The sequence below is a fragment of the Bacteroidota bacterium genome, assembly GCA_016706255.1.
Lineage (GTDB): Bacteria > Bacteroidota > Bacteroidia > Chitinophagales > BACL12 > UBA7236.
Window position 1 is genome coordinate 657431 of sequence record JADJJZ010000006.1, and the last position, 18644, is coordinate 676074.

Consider the following 18644-nt stretch of genomic DNA (forward strand, 5'->3'; position numbering starts at 1 on the left):
AAACATCCACCCTTCGCGCCCTTTGCCCTTCGCGTTCTTCGCGAGAAACCCACATCCACCTTCGCGAGAAACCCACATCCACCTTGCGAGAAACACATCCATCCAGCGCGAACCAAAACATCTCTCCTTCGCGTGCTTCACCTTTATATTTGCGTAACTCTAACAAACTTCCTACATTTCGGCTTCAACCATTACTATGAATAGCTTATTCAGAAAAAAATCCATTTCCAGCGTCATGAAAAACGCGGATGTCGCTGATGACATCAATCACAGCTCCGGTTTGCACCGAACCCTCACTGTCCGCGACCTCACATTTTTCGGCATTGCCGCCATAATCGGCGCCGGCAGTTTTAGTTCAATGGGAAGCGCCTGTGCAAGCGGCGGACCTGCCGTTATTTTCCTGTTTATTTTATGTGGTATCGCCTGCGGATTTACTGCAATGTGTTACGCAGAATTTGCATCCCGTATCCCTGTAGCCGGAAGTGCTTATACCTATGCCTACACATCATTCGGTGAAATTATTGCCTGGATTATTGGTTGGGCACTGTTAATGGAATATTCTATCGGTAATATATATGTAGCCTTCGCTTGGAGCGATTATTTCGAAAATCTGCTCAACAGTATGCATATTCATCTCCCGGCATGGACCACCCAAAATTATCGGTCAGCACATGCTGAATTAGGTGATGCCTGGAACTCATCACCAATTATCGGTGGTTTACATATCATTTTCGATTTACCTGCGCTGCTTATTAATTTCCTTATTACATGGTTAGTATATGTTGGTGTGAAAGAAAGTCGCAATATCAGCAACGTCATGGTAATGATAAAATTATCTATTATCGTTTTAGTAATTATAGTTGGTATTTTTTATCTCGATATAGATAATTGGACACCAATAAATGATGAAGGCAAACACAGTTTTATGCCGAACGGATTCAGCGGAGTAATGTCAGGGGTTGCTGCTGTATTTTTTGCCTACATTGGTTTTGATGCAGTAAGTACAATGGCTGAAGAAAGTAAAAATCCGCAACGCGATTTACCTAAAGGTATGATTTACTCGCTGGTAATTTGTACGGTAATTTATATTATTCTTTCCCTCATTTTAACCGGTATGGCTTATTATAAAGACCTCGCAGTTGGTGATCCACTTGCAGAAGTTTTTAGGTTAAATAATGTTGGTTGGATGGAAACACTTATTTCTATTTGTGCTGTTGCAGCCATGACGAGCGTAATTTTAGTTTTTCAAATGGGGCAGCCGCGTATCTGGATGAGCATGAGCCGCGACGGGTTAATTCCAAAAAAATTCCAAAAAATACATCCGAAATATAAAACACCATCTTTCGCAACAATCGTGACCGGTTTGGTAGTTGGGATACCAATATTATTTACAGATGAAACTTTTGTACTCGACTTCACCAGTATAGCAACGCTATTTGCTTTTGTATTAGTTTGTGGGGGGATATTATTAATTCCTAAAAGGGAAAAAGAAGCTGGTAAATTTCATTTGCCTTATGTAAATGCAAAATTTATTTACCCGGCAACTATTTTCGGGGCAATAGTAATTCTGATGTTAGCTGCAAAAAATTACTTCCCTGACCTGATGAATGTAAATTTTTCGTCAGAAGATGCTACCTACAAAATTTCAACCCTCATTTTTTGGGGTGTTTGTCTGGTATTATCCTATTTTGCTTATAAACGCGACTGGTCATTAATACCATTACTGGGGGTAACCACTTGCAGTTATCTGTTAACCGGTATGACCGCCAAAAACTGGCTTTGGTTTTTTATCTGGTTCGGTTTGGGACTAATCGTTTATTTCGCATACAGCCGCAAACACAGCCGTTTGAACACCGAAAAGGCATGATTTTGGGTTGATGCTAACAAAGTATAACACAAGGCACATTAGGTGCTTTGCAAAACCTTTATATCTTTAAGCACCAAAAAACAGGATAAGCATGAGTCAACCTTCTTCAACACAACATCCAAAAGGGCTTTATGTGCTCTTTTTTACCGAAATGTGGGAGCGTTTCGGTTACTATTTAATGTTAGGTATTTTTTCCTTGTACATGATTGACGCATGGGAAAACGGTGGAATGGGTTTTACCGGACAAAGGAAATCTGATATCTATGGTACCTATATCGGTTTGGTTTACCTCACTCCGTTTATTGGCGGTTTACTAGCAGACAGGATTTTAGGATATCGGAGATCAATTTTTATTGGCGGTTCATTAATGGCAGCGGGTTATCTCGGGCTATCTATTCATAATGAAACAGCATTTTTTGTCTCACTGTTATTAATCATTTTAGGTAATGGTTTTTTCAAACCAAATATCTCCACTATGGTTGGTAACCTTTATAATGATGACCGTTATAAAGCAAACAAAGATGCCGGATACAACATTTTTTATATGGGTATAAACGTAGGTGCATTTATTTGCAACTTCGTCGCCGCATTTATGCGCATAAACTATGGATGGGGGTTTGCTTTTATAGCTGCAGGTATAGGTATGATATTAGGTTTAATCATTTTTGCTGCTGGCACAAAACATGTTAAAGAAGCAGATGTATTAAAGCCTGTTAAACCGGGTGACCTATCTACAGGAAAAATTTTAGGTGCAGTATTATTACCAATGTTTGGATTCGGATTGTTAGGTTATTTTATTAATGGTATAACCGGTCCTGATAATTTAAATGGAAATATTTTAGGCACTGACACCAATGATGCATTTATTTTTGGTTGTATACCGGTAGTTTTATTTTTCCTGTATTTAATGTTTAAATCCGATAAGGAAGATCGTCGCCCGATTGCGGCATTATTAAGTGTATATGCCTGTATTGTGATTTTTTGGGCTGTATTCCATCAAAATGGTGATGCTTTAACTGTTTGGGCGGAAGAATATTCACATCGTAAAATGAGCGATGGTGTGGCCAATGTTGCAGAAAATGTTGGTATGGCACAAACAGTAAATTATCACCCTTCAGTTGAATATAATGATGAAGAGTTTAGTAATTATCTTGCAGGTTTAGGACATACACGTGATTCATTAACAAATGCCGGTAACGAATCTGCTGCAAAAGCTGTCAGCGATGAAATTGCTGTACGCTCAGCATCACATCGGTATTTCGAAAATTTACCGGAAGAAAATCGACCGGCTCCCGGTGGTGATTTAAAATTAGTATCTACAGAATTATATCAATCTATAAACCCTTTCTGGGTTGTATTATTAACTCCGCTTGTAGTAGGTGTATTCGGATTTTTACGAAAAAAAGGTAAGGAGCCAACAACACCAACAAAAATTGCAATTGGTTTAGTAATTACTGCTTTAAGCGCATTAGTAATTATGGGATTATCTTTAGTAAGTAAATTATCACCACCACGCTTAACAGCTTTAATGATGGGTGGATTTTTCCTTTCAACTTCTGTAGGTAATAAACTTGCAGGTATATTATCCAGTAACTTCGAAGCAACCGATAATAAAGGTGGATTTTTCTTCACCAACTTCGTTTTAGTTATGATTGCTGCTGCAATGTTATTTGCTTTATTAAAATGGTTAAATGGAGTTATGAAAGAAAAGGGAGTAAATTAATTAAATATTAAAATAATAATTATGAGTGAGCCAATAGATGAAATATTAATTGATAAACACGCTGCTGCTGTAAACCCTGAATTAGAAAAAATTCAATCGTTTACCAGTAAATACCCTAAACAATTATGGTATTTATTTACAGTGGAAATGTGGGAGCGTTTTTGTTTTTACGGAATGCGCGGAATGCTAACGGTTTTTATGGCAAGTCAACTTGGCTTAACCGATAAAGCTGCCAACTTGCAATACGGCGCAATTCAGGCATTTGTTTATGCATTTACTTTTATTGGCGGTTTGTTTGCCGACAAAATTCTTGGATTTAGGAAATCATTATTTTGGGGTGCTTTAATGATGATTGCCGGCGGATTTATTATTGCCGCTGCACCGGAAGATTTATTTTATATCGGTATTTGTTTTTCCATTATCGGTACCGGTTTCTTTAAGCCAAATATTTCTACCATGGTGGGTCAGTTGTATAAAGATGGAGACCCGCGTCGTGATGCCGGATTTAGTTTATTTTATTCGGGAATTAACTTAGGGGCTTTCCTGGGTGGTATCATTATGGTTTGGGTTGGTTTACATCAATCATGGAGTATGGCTTTCGCTTTAGTTGGTGTGGCTATGTCTATAAGTATTATTATTTTCTGGTTTACTCAAAAATCGTTAGGGCCAATCGGACTTTCTCCGCTTAGTATTAAAATGCCTGCATCAAAACGCAGAATAATGGAGGTGGCAACCTATATCGGCTCATTGATTGCTATTCCAATCATTTTAATTTTAGTAAAAAATAGTAACTATACCGATATGGTAATGTATATCGTTGGACCGGTTGCATTATTGTATGTATTAATTGAAATGAGAAAATATGATGCTGTTGCAAGAAAAAAATTAACAGCAGCCTTGATATTTATTGTTTTTTCAATTTTCTTCTGGGCATTTTTCGAACAAAGTGGCGGTTCATTAGCATTGTTTGCTTATAATAATTTGCATAATACTTTGTTTGGCGTAACCATAGATCCTAACGTAGTAAATAATTCAGCGAATTCACTTTTCGTAATCATTTTTGCACCACTACTTGGTTTGGTTTGGATTGCAATGGCGAAACGTAAAAAAGAACCTAATTCAGGTGTTAAATTCGGATTGGGCTTTTTATTATTGGCGGCAGCATTTTACATTTTTTATTACACCATTAATTTTGCAAACGAAGCCGGATTAACTTCACTCGAAATATTTACATTAGGTTATTTTGTAATCACATTTGGTGAGTTGTGTTTATCGCCAATCGGATTATCGTTAATGACAAAATTATCACCGCAACCAATGCAGGGATTAATGATGGGGATGTGGTTTTTAGCCAGTGCTTATGGCCAGTACGCTGCAGGGTTGTTAGGCGCAGGTATGAGTGTTGCAAGTGAAGAAGCAACAGCTTATGAAAAACTGGTTTCATATACCAACGGATATGAACAACTTGCAATTTATGCGCTCGTTGCAGGTGTTGCATTATTGCTGCTTTCACCTGTAATTAAACGCTTAATGGGCTCAACAAGATAAATTCAGAAATTGCCGTAACAATTGTTACGCAACCTAAACATTATAAATCCTATTTTTACACCGTCTCAGCTCACCTGGGGCGGTTTTTTTATGGAAATATTCGGATACTTTGCTGCTTTATTGGTTGGCCTCACGCTCGGTTTAATGGGTGCGGGGGGAAGTATTTTAACAGTTCCTATTTTAGTTTATCTCTTTAAAATTGACGCAGAACTCAGTACTGCATATTCGTTATTTATAGTTGGAATTACAGCTCTGATTGGTGCCCTGCCGAATATGAAAAGAAACACCATTAATTATAAGGCAGCCATTATATTTTTTATCCCCAGTCTGAGCGCAGTGTATTTTACCAGAACCGTAATTCTGAAAGCAATTCCCGAAATAATTTTTACAATTGGTGATCTGGTGGTTACAAAAGATGTGGCTTTGTTATTACTATTTGCTATCGTAATGATAATTGCTGCCACAACAATGATTAGAAGGCGTAAAACCGATGATGCTAAACTAAACACCGATTATAAAATTAATATCCCAATGATGGTCATCCTCGGATTGGCCGTTGGTTTGCTTACCGGTTTGATTGGTGCTGGCGGCGGATTTCTTATTATACCGGCATTGGTAGTATTTGCACGATTGCCTATGAAAACGGCAATTGGCACTTCCCTGCTCATAATTGCCATAAATTCAATGGTTGGTTTTATTGGAGATGTTGAAGCCAGACCGTTTATAGATGTTCAGTTTATGCTGATATTTTCAGCAATTACCATAGTGGGCATACTTTTTGGCTCATGGTTGAGTAATTTTGTTCAGGGAGCCAAATTAAAAGGTGCCTTTGGATGGTTCGTTTTGGGAATGGGAATTCTTATTATTATGGAGGAATTATTTCTCGAATTATAATGTTATAACAAGTGATTTATCGGATAAAAATGAGTAAAAAAATGATTGTTATTGCTGTGCTGCTTTTAATTGTTTCAATATTTGTTACAGTTAAACACGTGCAGGCTCAAGCGCATGTTGAAAGCAAAAGTTTCGACCTGATGTTGTCTACGTTATTAGCACATGATGTAACCGAAACCGGAATTGCTGATATTCCTGCCGATTCAAATATTATTTATATCGATGCACGCGAAAAAGCTGAATATGATGTAAGTCATATTAAGAACGCAATATGGGTTGGTTACGACGATTACAATAGCACAAGAATAGATAGTTTAGATAAAGAAGCAACCTATATTGTTTATTGTTCAGTTGGTTATCGTTCTGAAAAAATTACCGATTTGATGGAAGTAAACGGCTTTTTATTTGTCTCCAATTTATACGGCGGCATTTTTGAATGGATGAATCAGGATTTACCTGTGTATGATAACGCCGGCAACCAAACCATGAAAGTGCATGCGTACTCACCAAAATGGGGCATTTGGCTCAATAAAGGGGAAAAGGTTTACGAATAAAAATTACAGTTCATGTTATGTGATATTCATCACCAATACACCTTGAAACAGGTTGTATTTTTACACTTGAGCAATTAAACCAAACTATGGAAAAGTATCTTAATCTTTTTCTGCAATCCTTTACGAATTACTGGAATTATTTTACCCACGAAATTATTAACCCGCACTGGGGTAATTATTTTTATTGGCTGATAGGCATTAGTCTGATTGTTTGGTCGCTCGAAATTCTTTTTCCATGGCGCAAAACCCAGAAAATTATCCGCGAAGATTTTTGGATGGATGCTTTTTATATGTTTTTTAATTTTTTCCTGTTTTCCTTAATCGGCTTTTATGCCGTGTCAAATGTTTTTGTTGAATTATTTAACGATTTTTTGGCATTATTCGGTATAACCAACGGCATTGCTATTGAAATTAATACCCTGCCTTTTTGGGCGAAAATTACCTTCGCATTTATATTAAAAGATTTTATCCAATGGAATGTACATCGTTTATTACATGCCAATAAATATTTATGGCAATTTCATAAAGTGCACCACAGCGTAAAACAAATGGGTTTCGCCGCACATTTGCGCTTCCATTGGATGGAAAATGTAATTTATCGCTCTATTCAATACATTCCCTTAGCCATGTTAGGCTTTGGTATCAATGATTATATCTTGGCCAATCTTATCGCATTAGTAATCGGACATTTTAATCACGCCAATATTAACATTCAACTCGGACCGCTGAAATACATTTTTAATAATCCGCAAATGCATATCTGGCATCACGCAAAATATATTCCTGCCGATAAATCAAAAGGTATCAACTTCGGCATCAGTCTGAGTATTTGGGACTATCTCTTCAAAACAAATTACATCCCTCATTCAGGCCGCGACATCGAACTTGGCTGGCCCGGCGATGATCATTTCCCTAAAGACTTCATCCACCAGGAAATCTACCCCGCCGCAGCCGAAAAAGAGCCTTGAGTAAATTGAACTGTTTGAAGTTACGGCTGCAAGAATTAGAATCCCTAACGGCAGACACATCAACACATTAGTACACCAGCACCGAATGCACTTCCAAGTCTAATCCTGCTGTTAATTTGCACATTGGTTCAATCCCACATTGTTACATTAATCAGCACATTAGCACATCATCACATCAGCACATTAGCGCTTTAAGTATTAAATTTGCAGCGATGAGTCTGAAATACAAAAGAATACTCCTAAAACTCAGCGGAGAAGCGCTGATGGGCAACCAGAACTTCGGAATTGACCCAATTCGTTTACAGCAATATGCACAAGATATCAAAACAGCTTCTGAAGCCGGGGTTCAAATCGCAATTGTGATAGGCGGAGGCAATATTTTCAGAGGCATGAGTGGCGTTGGCTCCGGAATCGATCGTGCTCAGGGCGATTATATGGGTATGCTGGCTACTGTAATTAACGGTATGGCATTACAAAGTGCCCTCGAAAATGTTGGCCTTTACACTCGTTTGCTCTCAGCAATTAAAATGGAACAAATTTGCGAACCCTATATCCGCCGCCGCGCAATTCGTCACCTTGAAAAAGGCCGGATCGTAATTTTTGGCGCCGGAACCGGTAACCCATATTTTACCACCGATACCGCAGCCAGTTTGCGCGCTATTGAAGTAGAAGCTGATGTAATTTTAAAAGGAACACGCGTTGATGGTGTATATACCGCCGATCCTGAAAAAGACCCGAATGCAACAAAATTCGATACCATTTCTTTCAGAGAAGTAATTACACGTAACCTGAATGTTATGGATATGACGGCATTTACTTTATGCGAAGAAAATAATTTACCGATTATTGTATTTGATATGAATAAACAAGGCAACCTCGAAAAATTACTGGCTGGAGATAATGTTGGTACCCTTGTAGCAGGAAAATAAAAACAAATTAATCTATCTATAAATAACAGCTATATGAATGAAGATGAATTAAGTCTTACGATAGACATGGCTCAGGAAACAATGCAAAAAGCCATTAAACATCTTGAAGTAGAATTAACACATGTTAGAGCCGGTCGCGCAACACTAGGCATTCTTGATAATGTTCGCGTAGAATATTACGGCGCACCAACACCTTTACATCAGGTAAGTAATCTCTCAACACCGGATGCTCGAACAATTACCATTCAGGCATGGGATAAAAAAATGTTAGGCGAAATTGAAAAAGCAATTTTAGCAGCCAACATCGGATTAACTCCCGTAAACAATGGTGATATTATCCGTTTAATTATGCCACCACTTACTGAAGAACGTCGTAAAGATTTAGTAAAGCAGATAAAACACATGGGCGAAAATACCAAAGTTGCCATCCGCAATATTCGTAAAGATGCCAATGAGGATATTAAAAAATTACAAAAAGACGGTTTGCCGGAAGATATGGCTAAAGATGGTGAAGACCAGGTTCAAAATCTCACCGATAAATTTATTGCTGAAGTAGATAAACATCTCGCAGTAAAAGAACAAGAAATAATGACTGTATAACATTTGCTAATTTGCTAATCAGCTAATTGCTTAATTATGAACTATCGTAAAGAAAAAGACACCATGGGCGTGGTTGAAGTACCTGCCGATGTGTATTGGGGCGCACAAACTCAACGCTCTATCATGAATTTTCCTATTGCTCAGGATATTAATAAAATGCCTAAAGAAATTATTGCTGCATTTGCATATTTAAAAAAAGCTGCTGCATTAACTAATAATCAATTAGGTGTTTTGGATGCAGAAAAATGTGCTATTATAGGAAAAGTGTGTGATGAAATATTGGAAAATAAATTAACATCACAGTTCCCACTTGTTGTTTGGCAAACGGGTTCAGGAACACAAAGTAATATGAATGTGAACGAAGTAATTGCTTACCGTGCACACGTATTAATGGGTGGCAGTTTGATGGACGAAAAAAAATCAATTCACCCAAACGATGATGTAAATAAATCGCAATCGTCAAATGATACGTTTCCGACAGCCATGCATATTGCGGCATATAAAATATTAATAGAAAATACTATTCCCGGAATTGAAAAATTGCGTGATACCCTGCAGGCTAAATCAAATGCATTTATGCACGTGGTAAAAATTGGCAGAACACATTTTATGGATGCCACACCATTAACCCTCGGACAGGAAATGAGTGGTTATGTATCGCAATTAAATCACGGACTAAAAGCAATTAAAAATACCTTAGCACATTTAAGCGAATTAGCTTTAGGTGGAACTGCAGTTGGAACCGGAATAAATACACCTGATGGATATTCCGAATTAGTAGCAAAAAACATTGCTGAATTAACAGATTTACCTTTCATAACCGCAGAAAATAAATTTGAAGCATTAGCTGCACACGATGCAATTGTGGAAGCACACGGCGCATTAAAAACCGTAGCGGTTTCCTTAATGAAAATAGCGAACGATATTCGTATGTTATCAAGTGGGCCGCGCAGTGGAATCGGTGAAATTCATATTCCTGATAATGAACCTGGCTCATCTATTATGCCGGGTAAAGTAAATCCTACACAATGTGAAGCTTTAACTATGGTTGCCGCCCAGGTAATGGGAAATGACGTTGCCATAAATATTGGTGGTGCAACAGGCCATTTTGAATTAAATGTATTTAAGCCACTCATGATTTACAATTTCTTACATAGTGCAAGATTAATTGGAGATGCATGTGTTTCATTTAATGATAATTGTGCCGTAGGTATCGAACCTATTGAAGCAAATATTAAAAAGCACGTAGATAATTCGTTAATGCTGGTAACCGCACTGAACACAAAAATTGGTTACTATAAAGCAGCAGAAATTGCACAAACTGCACATAAACAAAACAAAACCCTCAAACAAGTTGCCGTTGAATTAGGTTATTTAACACCTGAACAATTCGACGAGTGGGTGATACCGATGCAAATGGTTGGTAAAATTTAAATTAGCGACACGCATTTAAATTACAACATATATTGCAACAAAAACATTTTTTAAAATGGTTGATAATCTCTGCGCATAAACCAAACTTGAACACCACTGGTTTGGTTTTTCCATGTTTTATAGACCTTAAACCCGAACCGTTCGTAAACTTTTTTATTTTTTTCTAATGTAGTCTCAGCATAAATTGGAACCTGCATTTGCGATGCCTGCTGAAATAATGCAATCGTTAAATCGCGGGCTGAAGTTTTGGGTTGCTCTTCTGCAAGCACGCCAAAAAACCAGAAGTATAAATAATTCCCATCTGAAGGACGCTGTGATTTCACAAAATTATCGTGCATAAAAATGGGTAATAATTTACTGATATGAATGGCTTTTAATATCATCTTCGCCATCAAAAACAAATCAGAAATTTTTAGATTTTTAGTGTAATGATAACATATTGCTACCCCTTTATTGTTATCTGAAATATATACACCGTTTCTTTTTATGGCAAAATCAAAAGCATATTCCGCTATCGCCTGAATGCGTTTATTCACCTTGCGGTCGTTTTTAACCATAAACTGAATAGTGGGGTTTGACTTAAACATGGTAACAATTATGGATACCACGGTAGTTCTGTCTGTAATGGTTGCTAATCGCATAATGGTTTATTTAAAATTCATCTTTTAAACCGCGAATTTTTAATAAGGTAAAATGTTCGCGGATCGCAGATAATAATGTGGGTGATTCAAAATAAGTAATACCATATTCCCGGGTGGTTTGTTGTATAATTGGTGTAATGGCGTTATAATGCACATGTGAAATACCGGGAAAAATATGATGTGCTACATGATGATTAAAACCGCCGAAAAACCAGGTGATAAATTTATTTTTAGTAGCAAAATCGGCAGTCGTTTTTAGTTGATGTATTTCCCAGGAGTAGGGGAGCTGGTTGTTTATTGGTTGCACAAACGCTTGTTGTGAACCTACATGGGTGCTAACCAATGCCAGCGTAACAGTTAATCCTGCACTGATATTAAACATGAGGAATGCAAATAAGGCATGAGCTAATGCTACATCCAACCATAAAACAGGAACTATAATCATTAAAAAAAGAAAACTGAATTTTGAAACCAACAATAAAAAAATCTGTCCTCCAGGGTGTCGCTGAATAATTTTATTGCCGAAACGATGTGAAAAAATGTCTTTTAAGTCGCGGTAAAAAAACCAGTTGAGTGTATAAATACTAAATAGAAAAGGCATGTAAACATATTGCAATTGATGAAACCAAAGATGCTTTTGCTTTGAATGTAAACGAATTATTTTAGACTGAGCAATATCCTGATCCCAATCAGGTACATTGGTATAGGCATGATGTGCATGAATGTGTCGGAGTTTCCAGAAGTAGGTGCTGGTTCCAAATAAATAAAAAACACAGGAGCCAAGTTTATTGATAAATTTATTGCCTGAAAAATTATTGTGTACTGCATCGTGCCCAATATTTAAAATAATAGGCAATGCAATAATGCCGGTTAAAATATTACATAAATAAAATAACCAAAGGGTTTGCGAATTAAAAATTAAAACTAATCTGATGAGCACAAACAACAGTAATAAAAAAACTGCACGCGGCATTAATTTATTTCCCGCATGTGTCGTTTGCTTTGTGTCTTTGAAATATTGCGCTACATTTTTTCGCAGGGTATAAATAAATTGTTTTTCGTAATTGTCGGGTTGAGCATAAAGTGGTTTGGCTGACATATTGTTTTTCAGTCAAAGGTGTAGGGAAACGAGAGTGCTCTGAAACGGGATATTGCAATCGGGAAATAATTCATTTGCATTTTTTGCAACAGATTTTCATTTTTTAACAATTATGCGCAAAAAATGCAATTTAGATTTAATCTGAAATGTCACATATTGTATTAAAACCACGAAAAAAGTATCGTTTTTGTTGATAACCTTACTTTCTGCGTTACCTTTTGTCATATATTTGCAACAAACATCACAATTATGAAAAACAAACTTTTACTTGTTGCTTTTGTCCTCACTTTAGGCCTTGCAACTAAAACTACTCAAGCTCAGGTTTTTTATGAAGGCGTAAACCATCTTAATGTTGGTGTTGGCCTCGGCGGTTACGGTTCATATGCATACATTTCCGGTTCAGATTACAGCCGTACACCAACCATTTTCCTTTCTTTTGATCACGGTTTTATGGACGATTTAGGTCCGGGTAACCTGGGTTTAGGCGCGTTTCTTGGATTTTCTTCCGCACACGCAAATTATAACTATGCCGGTTTAGGTTACGAGTGGGATTACAAATGGTCAAACTTTGTAATTGGTGCCAGAGGAACATACCATTTATTACTGGATGTAGATAATGTGGATTTATATGGTGCCTTAAGCCTTGGTTTATGGGCGCAAACCTATAAATATACAAACACTGACCCTTATTGGAACGGTACCCTTGATGCAAGCGATACTTATATGAACCTTTATTATGCTTTCAGCGTAGGTGGTAAATATATGTTCAGCGAAAATTTTGGTGCTTTTGCTGAATTAGGTTATGATGTTGCTTACTTAAAATTAGGCGTTACATTAGGATTATAATTCCTCAAAACAATATTAAAAATCCGGATAGGTATTAAACTTATCCGGATTTTTTATTTATAAATTAAGTCAGTTTCTACTATTTAATCTCCTCGTAATCAACGTACTCGCCGCCTTCCTTTTTTTGTTGAGGTTCTGCAGTTCTTTTTGGAGTATTATTTGGTTTGGGTCTGTTATTATTTGTATTTGGTTGTAAAATTCCCTGCATCATTGGTTTAATTACAATCCAATAAACAATAATTATAAATGCTACCCAGGCTAAATCTGACATGTTTGAATGTTAATCAGGATGCAAAGTTAATAATTCTAAATTAATGAGGGATGAGTGATGAGGAATGAGTGATGAATAATGAGGAATGAGCGGTTCGGAATAAACAAGGAAATTAAGATTTTTTATTTCTCATTATTCGCAAACTGAACATTTTCATAACAGCCGGAACCGCTAAGAAACAAAGGCCGCGAAGTTGCACAAAGATCATATTACAATTTACTTAGCGTTACTTAGTGGCCTTAGCGGCTTTGAGGTTTAATGGTTATGAGTAATGAAGGATGAGAAATGAGTGGTTTTGAGTAAAGATGAAATTACGATTATTTATTTTTCATTATTCTAAAATTTTCATTTTAATAACAGCCCAAACCACAGAGGAACCCAAAGGAAATACACGGAGGGCACAGAGAATTTTGGCTTAAATTGTTATTTATGGTGATTAATTTTCAATAAATGGTATAATTAAATTTTTCGAAAAATTCTTGGTGAACTTTGTGGGCTGTTTCTCTGTGAACTTTGTGGTTTCGGCTGTTTAATTCACGATGTGTGCGAAGATTAATGGCAATTGAAAAAAATATAGGTAACAATTGACCGCAAAATTTAATTTGAATATAACTGTAATTTTTATTCGGATTTAACAGCAAAAACTGTAAAAGTCGAATTTCAGTCTACACCGCTCATCACTCATGTTCGCCCCGGCGAACAACTCATTACTCATCTTACCTGCTCAAATACATGCTCTTCTTCGAATACATTTCTCTGAACGCAGGATCAGTTAAATCAGCAATAAATCGGATGGCTTCACCGGTCGATTTCATTTCAGGACCTAATTCCTTATTTACATTCGGGAATTTATCGAAACTGAAAACAGGTTCTTTAATTGCATAACCAACCAGCTTTTTATCATAAGTAAACTCAGATAATTTTTTCACACCTAACATTACTTTAGTCGCAATATTTAAATATGGAATCTGATAGGCTTTTGCAATAAACGGAGTAGTTCGTGATGCACGCGGATTGGCTTCAATCACATACACCTTTTCATTTTTAATCGCGAATTGGATATTAATTAATCCGCGGATATTTAAAGCGTGTGCAATTTTTTTCGTGTAATCCTGCATTTGCTCAATTACATGTGCACTTAAATGAAACGGAGGCAATACCGCACTCGAATCACCACTGTGAATACCGGCCGGTTCAATATGTTCCATAATGCCCATTACGTGCACATCAGTGCCATCACAAATCGCATCAATTTCAGCTTCCTCAGCACGGTCAAGGAAATGGTCAATTAATATTCTGTTATCGGGAAAATGTTTTAAAATTCCGATCACACTACGCTCTAATTCTTCATCATTAATTACAATGCGCATGCGTTGTCCGCCTAATACATAACTCGGACGAACCAACACAGGATAACCAATGCGATGTGCAACTTCAGTAGCTTCTTCAACAGTAGTTGCTGCACCATATTCAGGATATGGAATACCTAAATCTTTTAATAAATCAGAAAATCTTCCGCGATCTTCCGCAATATCCATATTATCGTAACTGGTGCCAATTATTTTAATACCTTTTTCATGTAATTGTTTCGCCAATTTTAAGGCAGTTTGTCCGCCCAATTGTACAATTACACCTTCCGGTTTTTCATGTTCAATTAATTCCCATAAATGTTCCCAAAACACAGGTTCAAAATATAATTTATCGGCAATATCAAAATCGGTAGAAACAGTTTCCGGATTACAATTTACCATAATGGCTTCATAACCACTTTCTTTTATTGCTAGTACACCATGCACACAACAATAATCAAACTCAATACCCTGACCAATTCTGTTTGGACCCGAACCTAATACAATTACTTTTTTCTTGTCGCTGCGTACACTTTCATTTTCATCTTCAAAAGTAGAGTAGTAATAAGGTGTTTTTGCTTCAAATTCTGCTGCACAAGTATCAACTAATTTGTAAGTGCGTTTAATACCTAAACTGCGACGGTGATTATATACTTCTTCTTCTGTGCAATTACCTAAATTATTCGCAATTTGTAAATCACTATACCCTTTTTGTTTTAAGGTAAGTAATAATTTATGTGGAATATTATTTAACTGATAACGACGAACTTCTTTTTCAATTTTTACTAATTCCTGAATCTGCATTAAAAACCAGGGGTCAATTAAACTTTGGTTGTGAATAGTTCTCACCGGCACACCAAGGTCCATCGCTTTTTTAATATTAAATATGCGATCCCAATGTGGTTTCGCTAAGCTGTCGATAATTTCCTGACTCGATTTATAAAAACCTTTTTCGCCGCCGAGACCAATTTTATTATTTTCTAAACTCTGACAAGCTTTTTGTAATGCTTCCTGAAAACTGCGGCCGATGCTCATTACCTCGCCAACACTTTTCATTTGTAATCCTAAAGTATCATCTGCTCCCGGAAATTTATCAAAATTCCAACGCGGCATTTTTACCACAACATAATCTAAAGCCGGTTCAAAATATGCCGATGTAGATTTTGTAATTTGATTACTCAATTCATCTAAGCGATAACCAATAGCAAGTTTAGCAGCAATTTTCGCAATCGGATAACCGGTAGCTTTCGATGCCAAGGCCGATGAACGTGAAACCCGCGGATTAATTTCAATCGCAATTAATTGTTCCGTATACGGATCTTGTGCAAACTGCACATTACAACCACCCGCAAAATTGCCCATGGCGCGCATCATTTTTATTGAAAGGTTGCGCATTTCCTGGTAACAGGTATCACTCAGCGTCATAGCCGGAGCAACGGTAATCGAGTCGCCGGTATGAACACCCATAGGGTCAAGATTTTCAACCACGCAAATAATTACCACATTGTCTGCAGCATCGCGCAAAAGTTCCAATTCAAACTCCTTCCAGCCCAAAACAGCTTTTTCAACCAAAACCTCATGTGTAGGTGAAGCGGTTAAACCCCGCATCAGCGCTGCATCCAGCTCATCTTTATTTTGCACGAATCCACCACCTGTTCCACCAAGGGTAAACGAAGGGCGAATTACTAGCGGAAATCCTATTTGTTGCGCAAATTCTTTTCCTTCCAAAAACGAGTTCGCAACATGACTTTTTGCCACCGAAATGCCCAATTCTACCATCAATTGTCTGAACAACTCACGGTTTTCAGCACGGTCGATGGCTTCTATGTCAACACCAATGAGGCGACAATTATATTTAGCCCAAATGCCCATTTCAAAGGCCTCTTTGGCAAGATTCAAGGCCGTTTGTCCGCCCATAGTAGGCAAAACAGCGTCAATCGGAGTGCCTTTTTCGATGTTTTCCACCAAAATTTTCTCCAGCGAGCCCACATTCAGTGGCCACAGGTAAATCTGGTCGGCCGTAACCGGGTCGGTCATAATAGTAGCCGGGTTGCTATTGATAAGGCTCACTTTGATCCCTTCCTCGCGCAAACTCCTGCTGGCCTGCGATCCTGAGTAGTCAAACTCACAAGCCTGACCAATAATAATTGGCCCACTTCCTATAATCAATACGTGCTGAATCGAATTATCTTTCGGCATAAAATGGTTTCTGGTAAAAAATTTGGAAAATAGTGTGACCTGCTAAAAACTGTAGAAATCTATCGCGGGCCTGAAAATGCATTTCAGGATGCAAATATAAATCAAAAATTGGAGCAGGGCAATTTTTCTTTCTATCGCAATCGTACCTGCTCTCCGCTGCAACTCCCGCTGCATGAGCATTTTAATGGCTTATAACTTGTTAATAATTAACATAATCCGATAAAAATGACACCCATCAGCAGCGGGGGTTTTCGCTGCGATCAGGGCTAGAGGATACTTATGTGCACGCCAAGGAAAAAATCTCAATTCATCTCAAAACCGGCTGTTTAATCAGCACATTAGCACATTAGCACATTAGCACATTAATTCATCAGGGCTAGGAAATACTGTGTGCACGCCAGGGCTTGAATTTTGAATTAGCAAATTAGCTGATTAGCAGATTAGCTGATGGGGTTCGGTGTTTGGATGACATTTTATATTCAAATTCGGATTTTTAATTAACCTATTACTCTTTTTTTTTAAACGCAAAGACCAAAGAGAAAATACACACAGAGAAACCACAGAGTAATGCTTCGAAAATTCAACTTTCAAGCAATAAATCTTCAATAAAAACTATCAATTACATCCCAACTAAAAATTCTCCGTGTCCTCTGTGTGTTGTTTCTCCGTGCACTCCGTGGTTACCCTTCGCAAATTATAAATCAACGCAGCAAATTAAATTCTAACTCAAAATCGGCTGTTCCATTGGGTACATCGGTACATTGGTACATTAGCCACCCTCCAAAAATAGCTCCGAATAAAATTCACACTCAAAATCAATTGGTTAATCAAACACAAGTGTTTTAACCACAATTATTACCTTTAAAGCTGAAGTAGTTATTTTGGGAACCACAATTAATATACGCTATAAACATTCTGCGATTCATTTTACCCGTTATGGAAAAGGTGCAGCAACACTTTTTGCATTTCACGGATTTAGTGAAACGGGAACAAGTTTTTTACCACTAGTTCCCATTTTGGGAAAACGTTATACCATTTATGCTTTTGATTTACCTTTCCATGGCGGTACAAAATGGTTAGAAAAACAACCTTTTACAAAGTCTGATTTAGAAGCAATTATTTTACAATTTTGTAAGGAACATCACATAGTCCATTTTTCACTTTTAGGATTTAGTATGGGCGGAAAATGTGCATTGCACTTAACGCAAGTTATGCCCGAAAAAATTGATGCTTTATGGCTTTTAGCGAGTGATGGAATTAAAACAAATAAAATTTACAACGTTGCCGTATATCCAAAATGGGGCAGAGAATTATTTCGCACAACAATTAATCACCCGGGTTGGTTTTTTGCTGTGGTGAATACGGCAACTTCATTAAAATTATTAACCCCATGGTTGAAAAAATTTACCTACAACCACATGGATACCCGCGAAAAACGTATGCGTTTATATAATACCTGGATCAGCATGGCGGCATTTAATCCGGATATCCAATTAGTAAAACAAAAAATAAATACTTATCAAATTCCGGTGCGTTTGTTTTTTGGTAAACGCGATGAGGTAATTCCTGTTTCAGTAGGTGCATATTTTGCCGAAGGGCTCGACAACTGTGAGCTGATTCAGTTGGAGCGGGGACATTATTTTATCGATGAAAAAATTAATCCTTTTTTGGATGCGGTGTTGTCAGAATTACCCGAAAACAAACAAACAACGATTTAACATG

Annotated in this window: 15 protein-coding genes; 11 read left to right on the forward strand and 4 right to left on the reverse strand. The window is 37.3% G+C overall.

Annotated features, from left to right (window positions below; translation table 11 throughout):
- The first annotated feature begins 196 nt into the window (after positions 1–196).
- The 9 genes from IPI65_11525 to fumC all read left to right on the forward strand — a co-directional run bounded on the left by IPI65_11525 (position 197) and on the right by fumC (position 10517).
- Complete coding sequence (locus IPI65_11525; protein MBK7442142.1) at positions 197–1867, forward strand: amino acid permease; 1671 nt, start codon at positions 197–199, stop codon at positions 1865–1867.
- 91 nt (positions 1868–1958) lie between these two features.
- Positions 1959–3590 carry a peptide MFS transporter gene (locus IPI65_11530; protein ID MBK7442143.1) on the forward strand — a complete coding sequence of 544 codons (1632 nt, stop codon included), beginning with the start codon at positions 1959–1961 and terminating at the stop codon, positions 3588–3590.
- 21 nt (positions 3591–3611) lie between these two features.
- Positions 3612–5138 carry a peptide MFS transporter gene (locus IPI65_11535; protein MBK7442144.1) on the forward strand — a complete coding sequence of 509 codons (1527 nt, stop codon included), beginning with the start codon at positions 3612–3614 and terminating at the stop codon, positions 5136–5138.
- 90 nt (positions 5139–5228) lie between these two features.
- The gene (locus IPI65_11540; protein MBK7442145.1) at positions 5229–6032 is read left to right on the forward strand and encodes a sulfite exporter TauE/SafE family protein; all 804 of its coding nucleotides are present in this window, start codon (positions 5229–5231) and stop codon (positions 6030–6032) included.
- Between the two features lie 140 nt (positions 6033–6172).
- Positions 6173–6586, forward strand: coding sequence for a rhodanese-like domain-containing protein (locus IPI65_11545; GenBank protein ID MBK7442146.1), 414 nt, complete (start codon positions 6173–6175; stop codon positions 6584–6586).
- 86 nt (positions 6587–6672) lie between these two features.
- A complete protein-coding gene (locus IPI65_11550) occupies positions 6673–7554 on the forward strand; it encodes a sterol desaturase family protein (protein ID MBK7442147.1) in 882 nt (293 codons plus the stop codon).
- Positions 7555–7766: 212 nt separating this feature from the next.
- Entirely contained in the window at positions 7767–8483 is a 717-nt protein-coding gene (locus IPI65_11555) for a UMP kinase (GenBank protein ID MBK7442148.1), read from the forward strand.
- A gap of 33 nt (positions 8484–8516) precedes the next feature.
- Positions 8517–9083, forward strand: coding sequence for a ribosome recycling factor (gene frr, locus IPI65_11560; protein MBK7442149.1), 567 nt, complete (start codon positions 8517–8519; stop codon positions 9081–9083).
- A gap of 36 nt (positions 9084–9119) precedes the next feature.
- The gene (gene fumC / locus IPI65_11565) at positions 9120–10517 is read left to right on the forward strand and encodes a class II fumarate hydratase (GenBank protein ID MBK7442150.1); all 1398 of its coding nucleotides are present in this window, start codon (positions 9120–9122) and stop codon (positions 10515–10517) included.
- Positions 10518–10567: 50 nt separating this feature from the next.
- Here fumC and IPI65_11570 read toward each other — a convergent pair whose 3' ends face one another.
- Positions 10568–11158 carry a hypothetical protein gene (locus IPI65_11570; protein ID MBK7442151.1) on the reverse strand — a complete coding sequence of 197 codons (591 nt, stop codon included), beginning with the start codon at positions 11156–11158 and terminating at the stop codon, positions 10568–10570.
- Between the two features lie 10 nt (positions 11159–11168).
- On the reverse strand, positions 11169–12257 hold the full coding sequence (locus tag IPI65_11575) for a fatty acid desaturase (protein MBK7442152.1): 1089 nt from the start codon (positions 12255–12257) through the stop codon (positions 11169–11171).
- A gap of 249 nt (positions 12258–12506) precedes the next feature.
- Here IPI65_11575 and IPI65_11580 point away from each other — a divergent pair, with 249 nt between their 5' ends.
- A complete protein-coding gene (locus tag IPI65_11580) occupies positions 12507–13103 on the forward strand; it encodes a hypothetical protein (protein MBK7442153.1) in 597 nt (198 codons plus the stop codon).
- Between the two features lie 79 nt (positions 13104–13182).
- On the opposite strand, the gene IPI65_11585 is transcribed toward IPI65_11580, so the two are convergent.
- On the reverse strand, positions 13183–13374 hold the full coding sequence (locus IPI65_11585; GenBank protein MBK7442154.1) for a hypothetical protein: 192 nt from the start codon (positions 13372–13374) through the stop codon (positions 13183–13185).
- Between the two features lie 716 nt (positions 13375–14090).
- Positions 14091–16922, reverse strand: a complete 2832-nt coding sequence (carB, locus tag IPI65_11590) for a carbamoyl-phosphate synthase large subunit (GenBank protein MBK7442155.1) — start codon at positions 16920–16922, stop codon at positions 14091–14093.
- A gap of 881 nt (positions 16923–17803) precedes the next feature.
- On the opposite strand from carB, the gene IPI65_11595 reads away from it, so the two are divergent.
- Positions 17804–18640, forward strand: a complete 837-nt coding sequence (locus tag IPI65_11595) for an alpha/beta hydrolase (GenBank protein ID MBK7442156.1) — start codon at positions 17804–17806, stop codon at positions 18638–18640.
- The last annotated feature ends 4 nt before the right edge of the window (positions 18641–18644 follow it).

Bases quoted from the DNA above. Each gene is read 5' to 3' on its own strand.
- IPI65_11525 (MBK7442142.1), top strand. From the start codon at position 197: ATGAATAGCTTATTCAGAAAAAAATCCATTTCCAGCGTCATGAAAAAC.
- IPI65_11530 (MBK7442143.1), top strand. From the start codon at position 1,959: ATGAGTCAACCTTCTTCAACACAACATCCAAAAGGGCTTTATGTGCTC.
- IPI65_11535 (MBK7442144.1), top strand. From the start codon at position 3,612: ATGAGTGAGCCAATAGATGAAATATTAATTGATAAACACGCTGCTGCT.
- IPI65_11540 (MBK7442145.1), top strand. From the start codon at position 5,229: ATGGAAATATTCGGATACTTTGCTGCTTTATTGGTTGGCCTCACGCTC.
- IPI65_11545 (MBK7442146.1), top strand. From the start codon at position 6,173: ATGTTGTCTACGTTATTAGCACATGATGTAACCGAAACCGGAATTGCT.
- IPI65_11550 (MBK7442147.1), top strand. From the start codon at position 6,673: ATGGAAAAGTATCTTAATCTTTTTCTGCAATCCTTTACGAATTACTGG.
- IPI65_11555 (MBK7442148.1), top strand. From the start codon at position 7,767: ATGAGTCTGAAATACAAAAGAATACTCCTAAAACTCAGCGGAGAAGCG.
- frr (MBK7442149.1), top strand. From the start codon at position 8,517: ATGAATGAAGATGAATTAAGTCTTACGATAGACATGGCTCAGGAAACA.
- fumC (MBK7442150.1), top strand. From the start codon at position 9,120: ATGAACTATCGTAAAGAAAAAGACACCATGGGCGTGGTTGAAGTACCT.
- IPI65_11570 (MBK7442151.1), bottom strand. From the start codon at position 11,158: ATGCGATTAGCAACCATTACAGACAGAACTACCGTGGTATCCATAATT.
- IPI65_11575 (MBK7442152.1), bottom strand. From the start codon at position 12,257: ATGTCAGCCAAACCACTTTATGCTCAACCCGACAATTACGAAAAACAA.
- IPI65_11580 (MBK7442153.1), top strand. From the start codon at position 12,507: ATGAAAAACAAACTTTTACTTGTTGCTTTTGTCCTCACTTTAGGCCTT.
- IPI65_11585 (MBK7442154.1), bottom strand. From the start codon at position 13,374: ATGTCAGATTTAGCCTGGGTAGCATTTATAATTATTGTTTATTGGATT.
- carB (MBK7442155.1), bottom strand. From the start codon at position 16,922: ATGCCGAAAGATAATTCGATTCAGCACGTATTGATTATAGGAAGTGGG.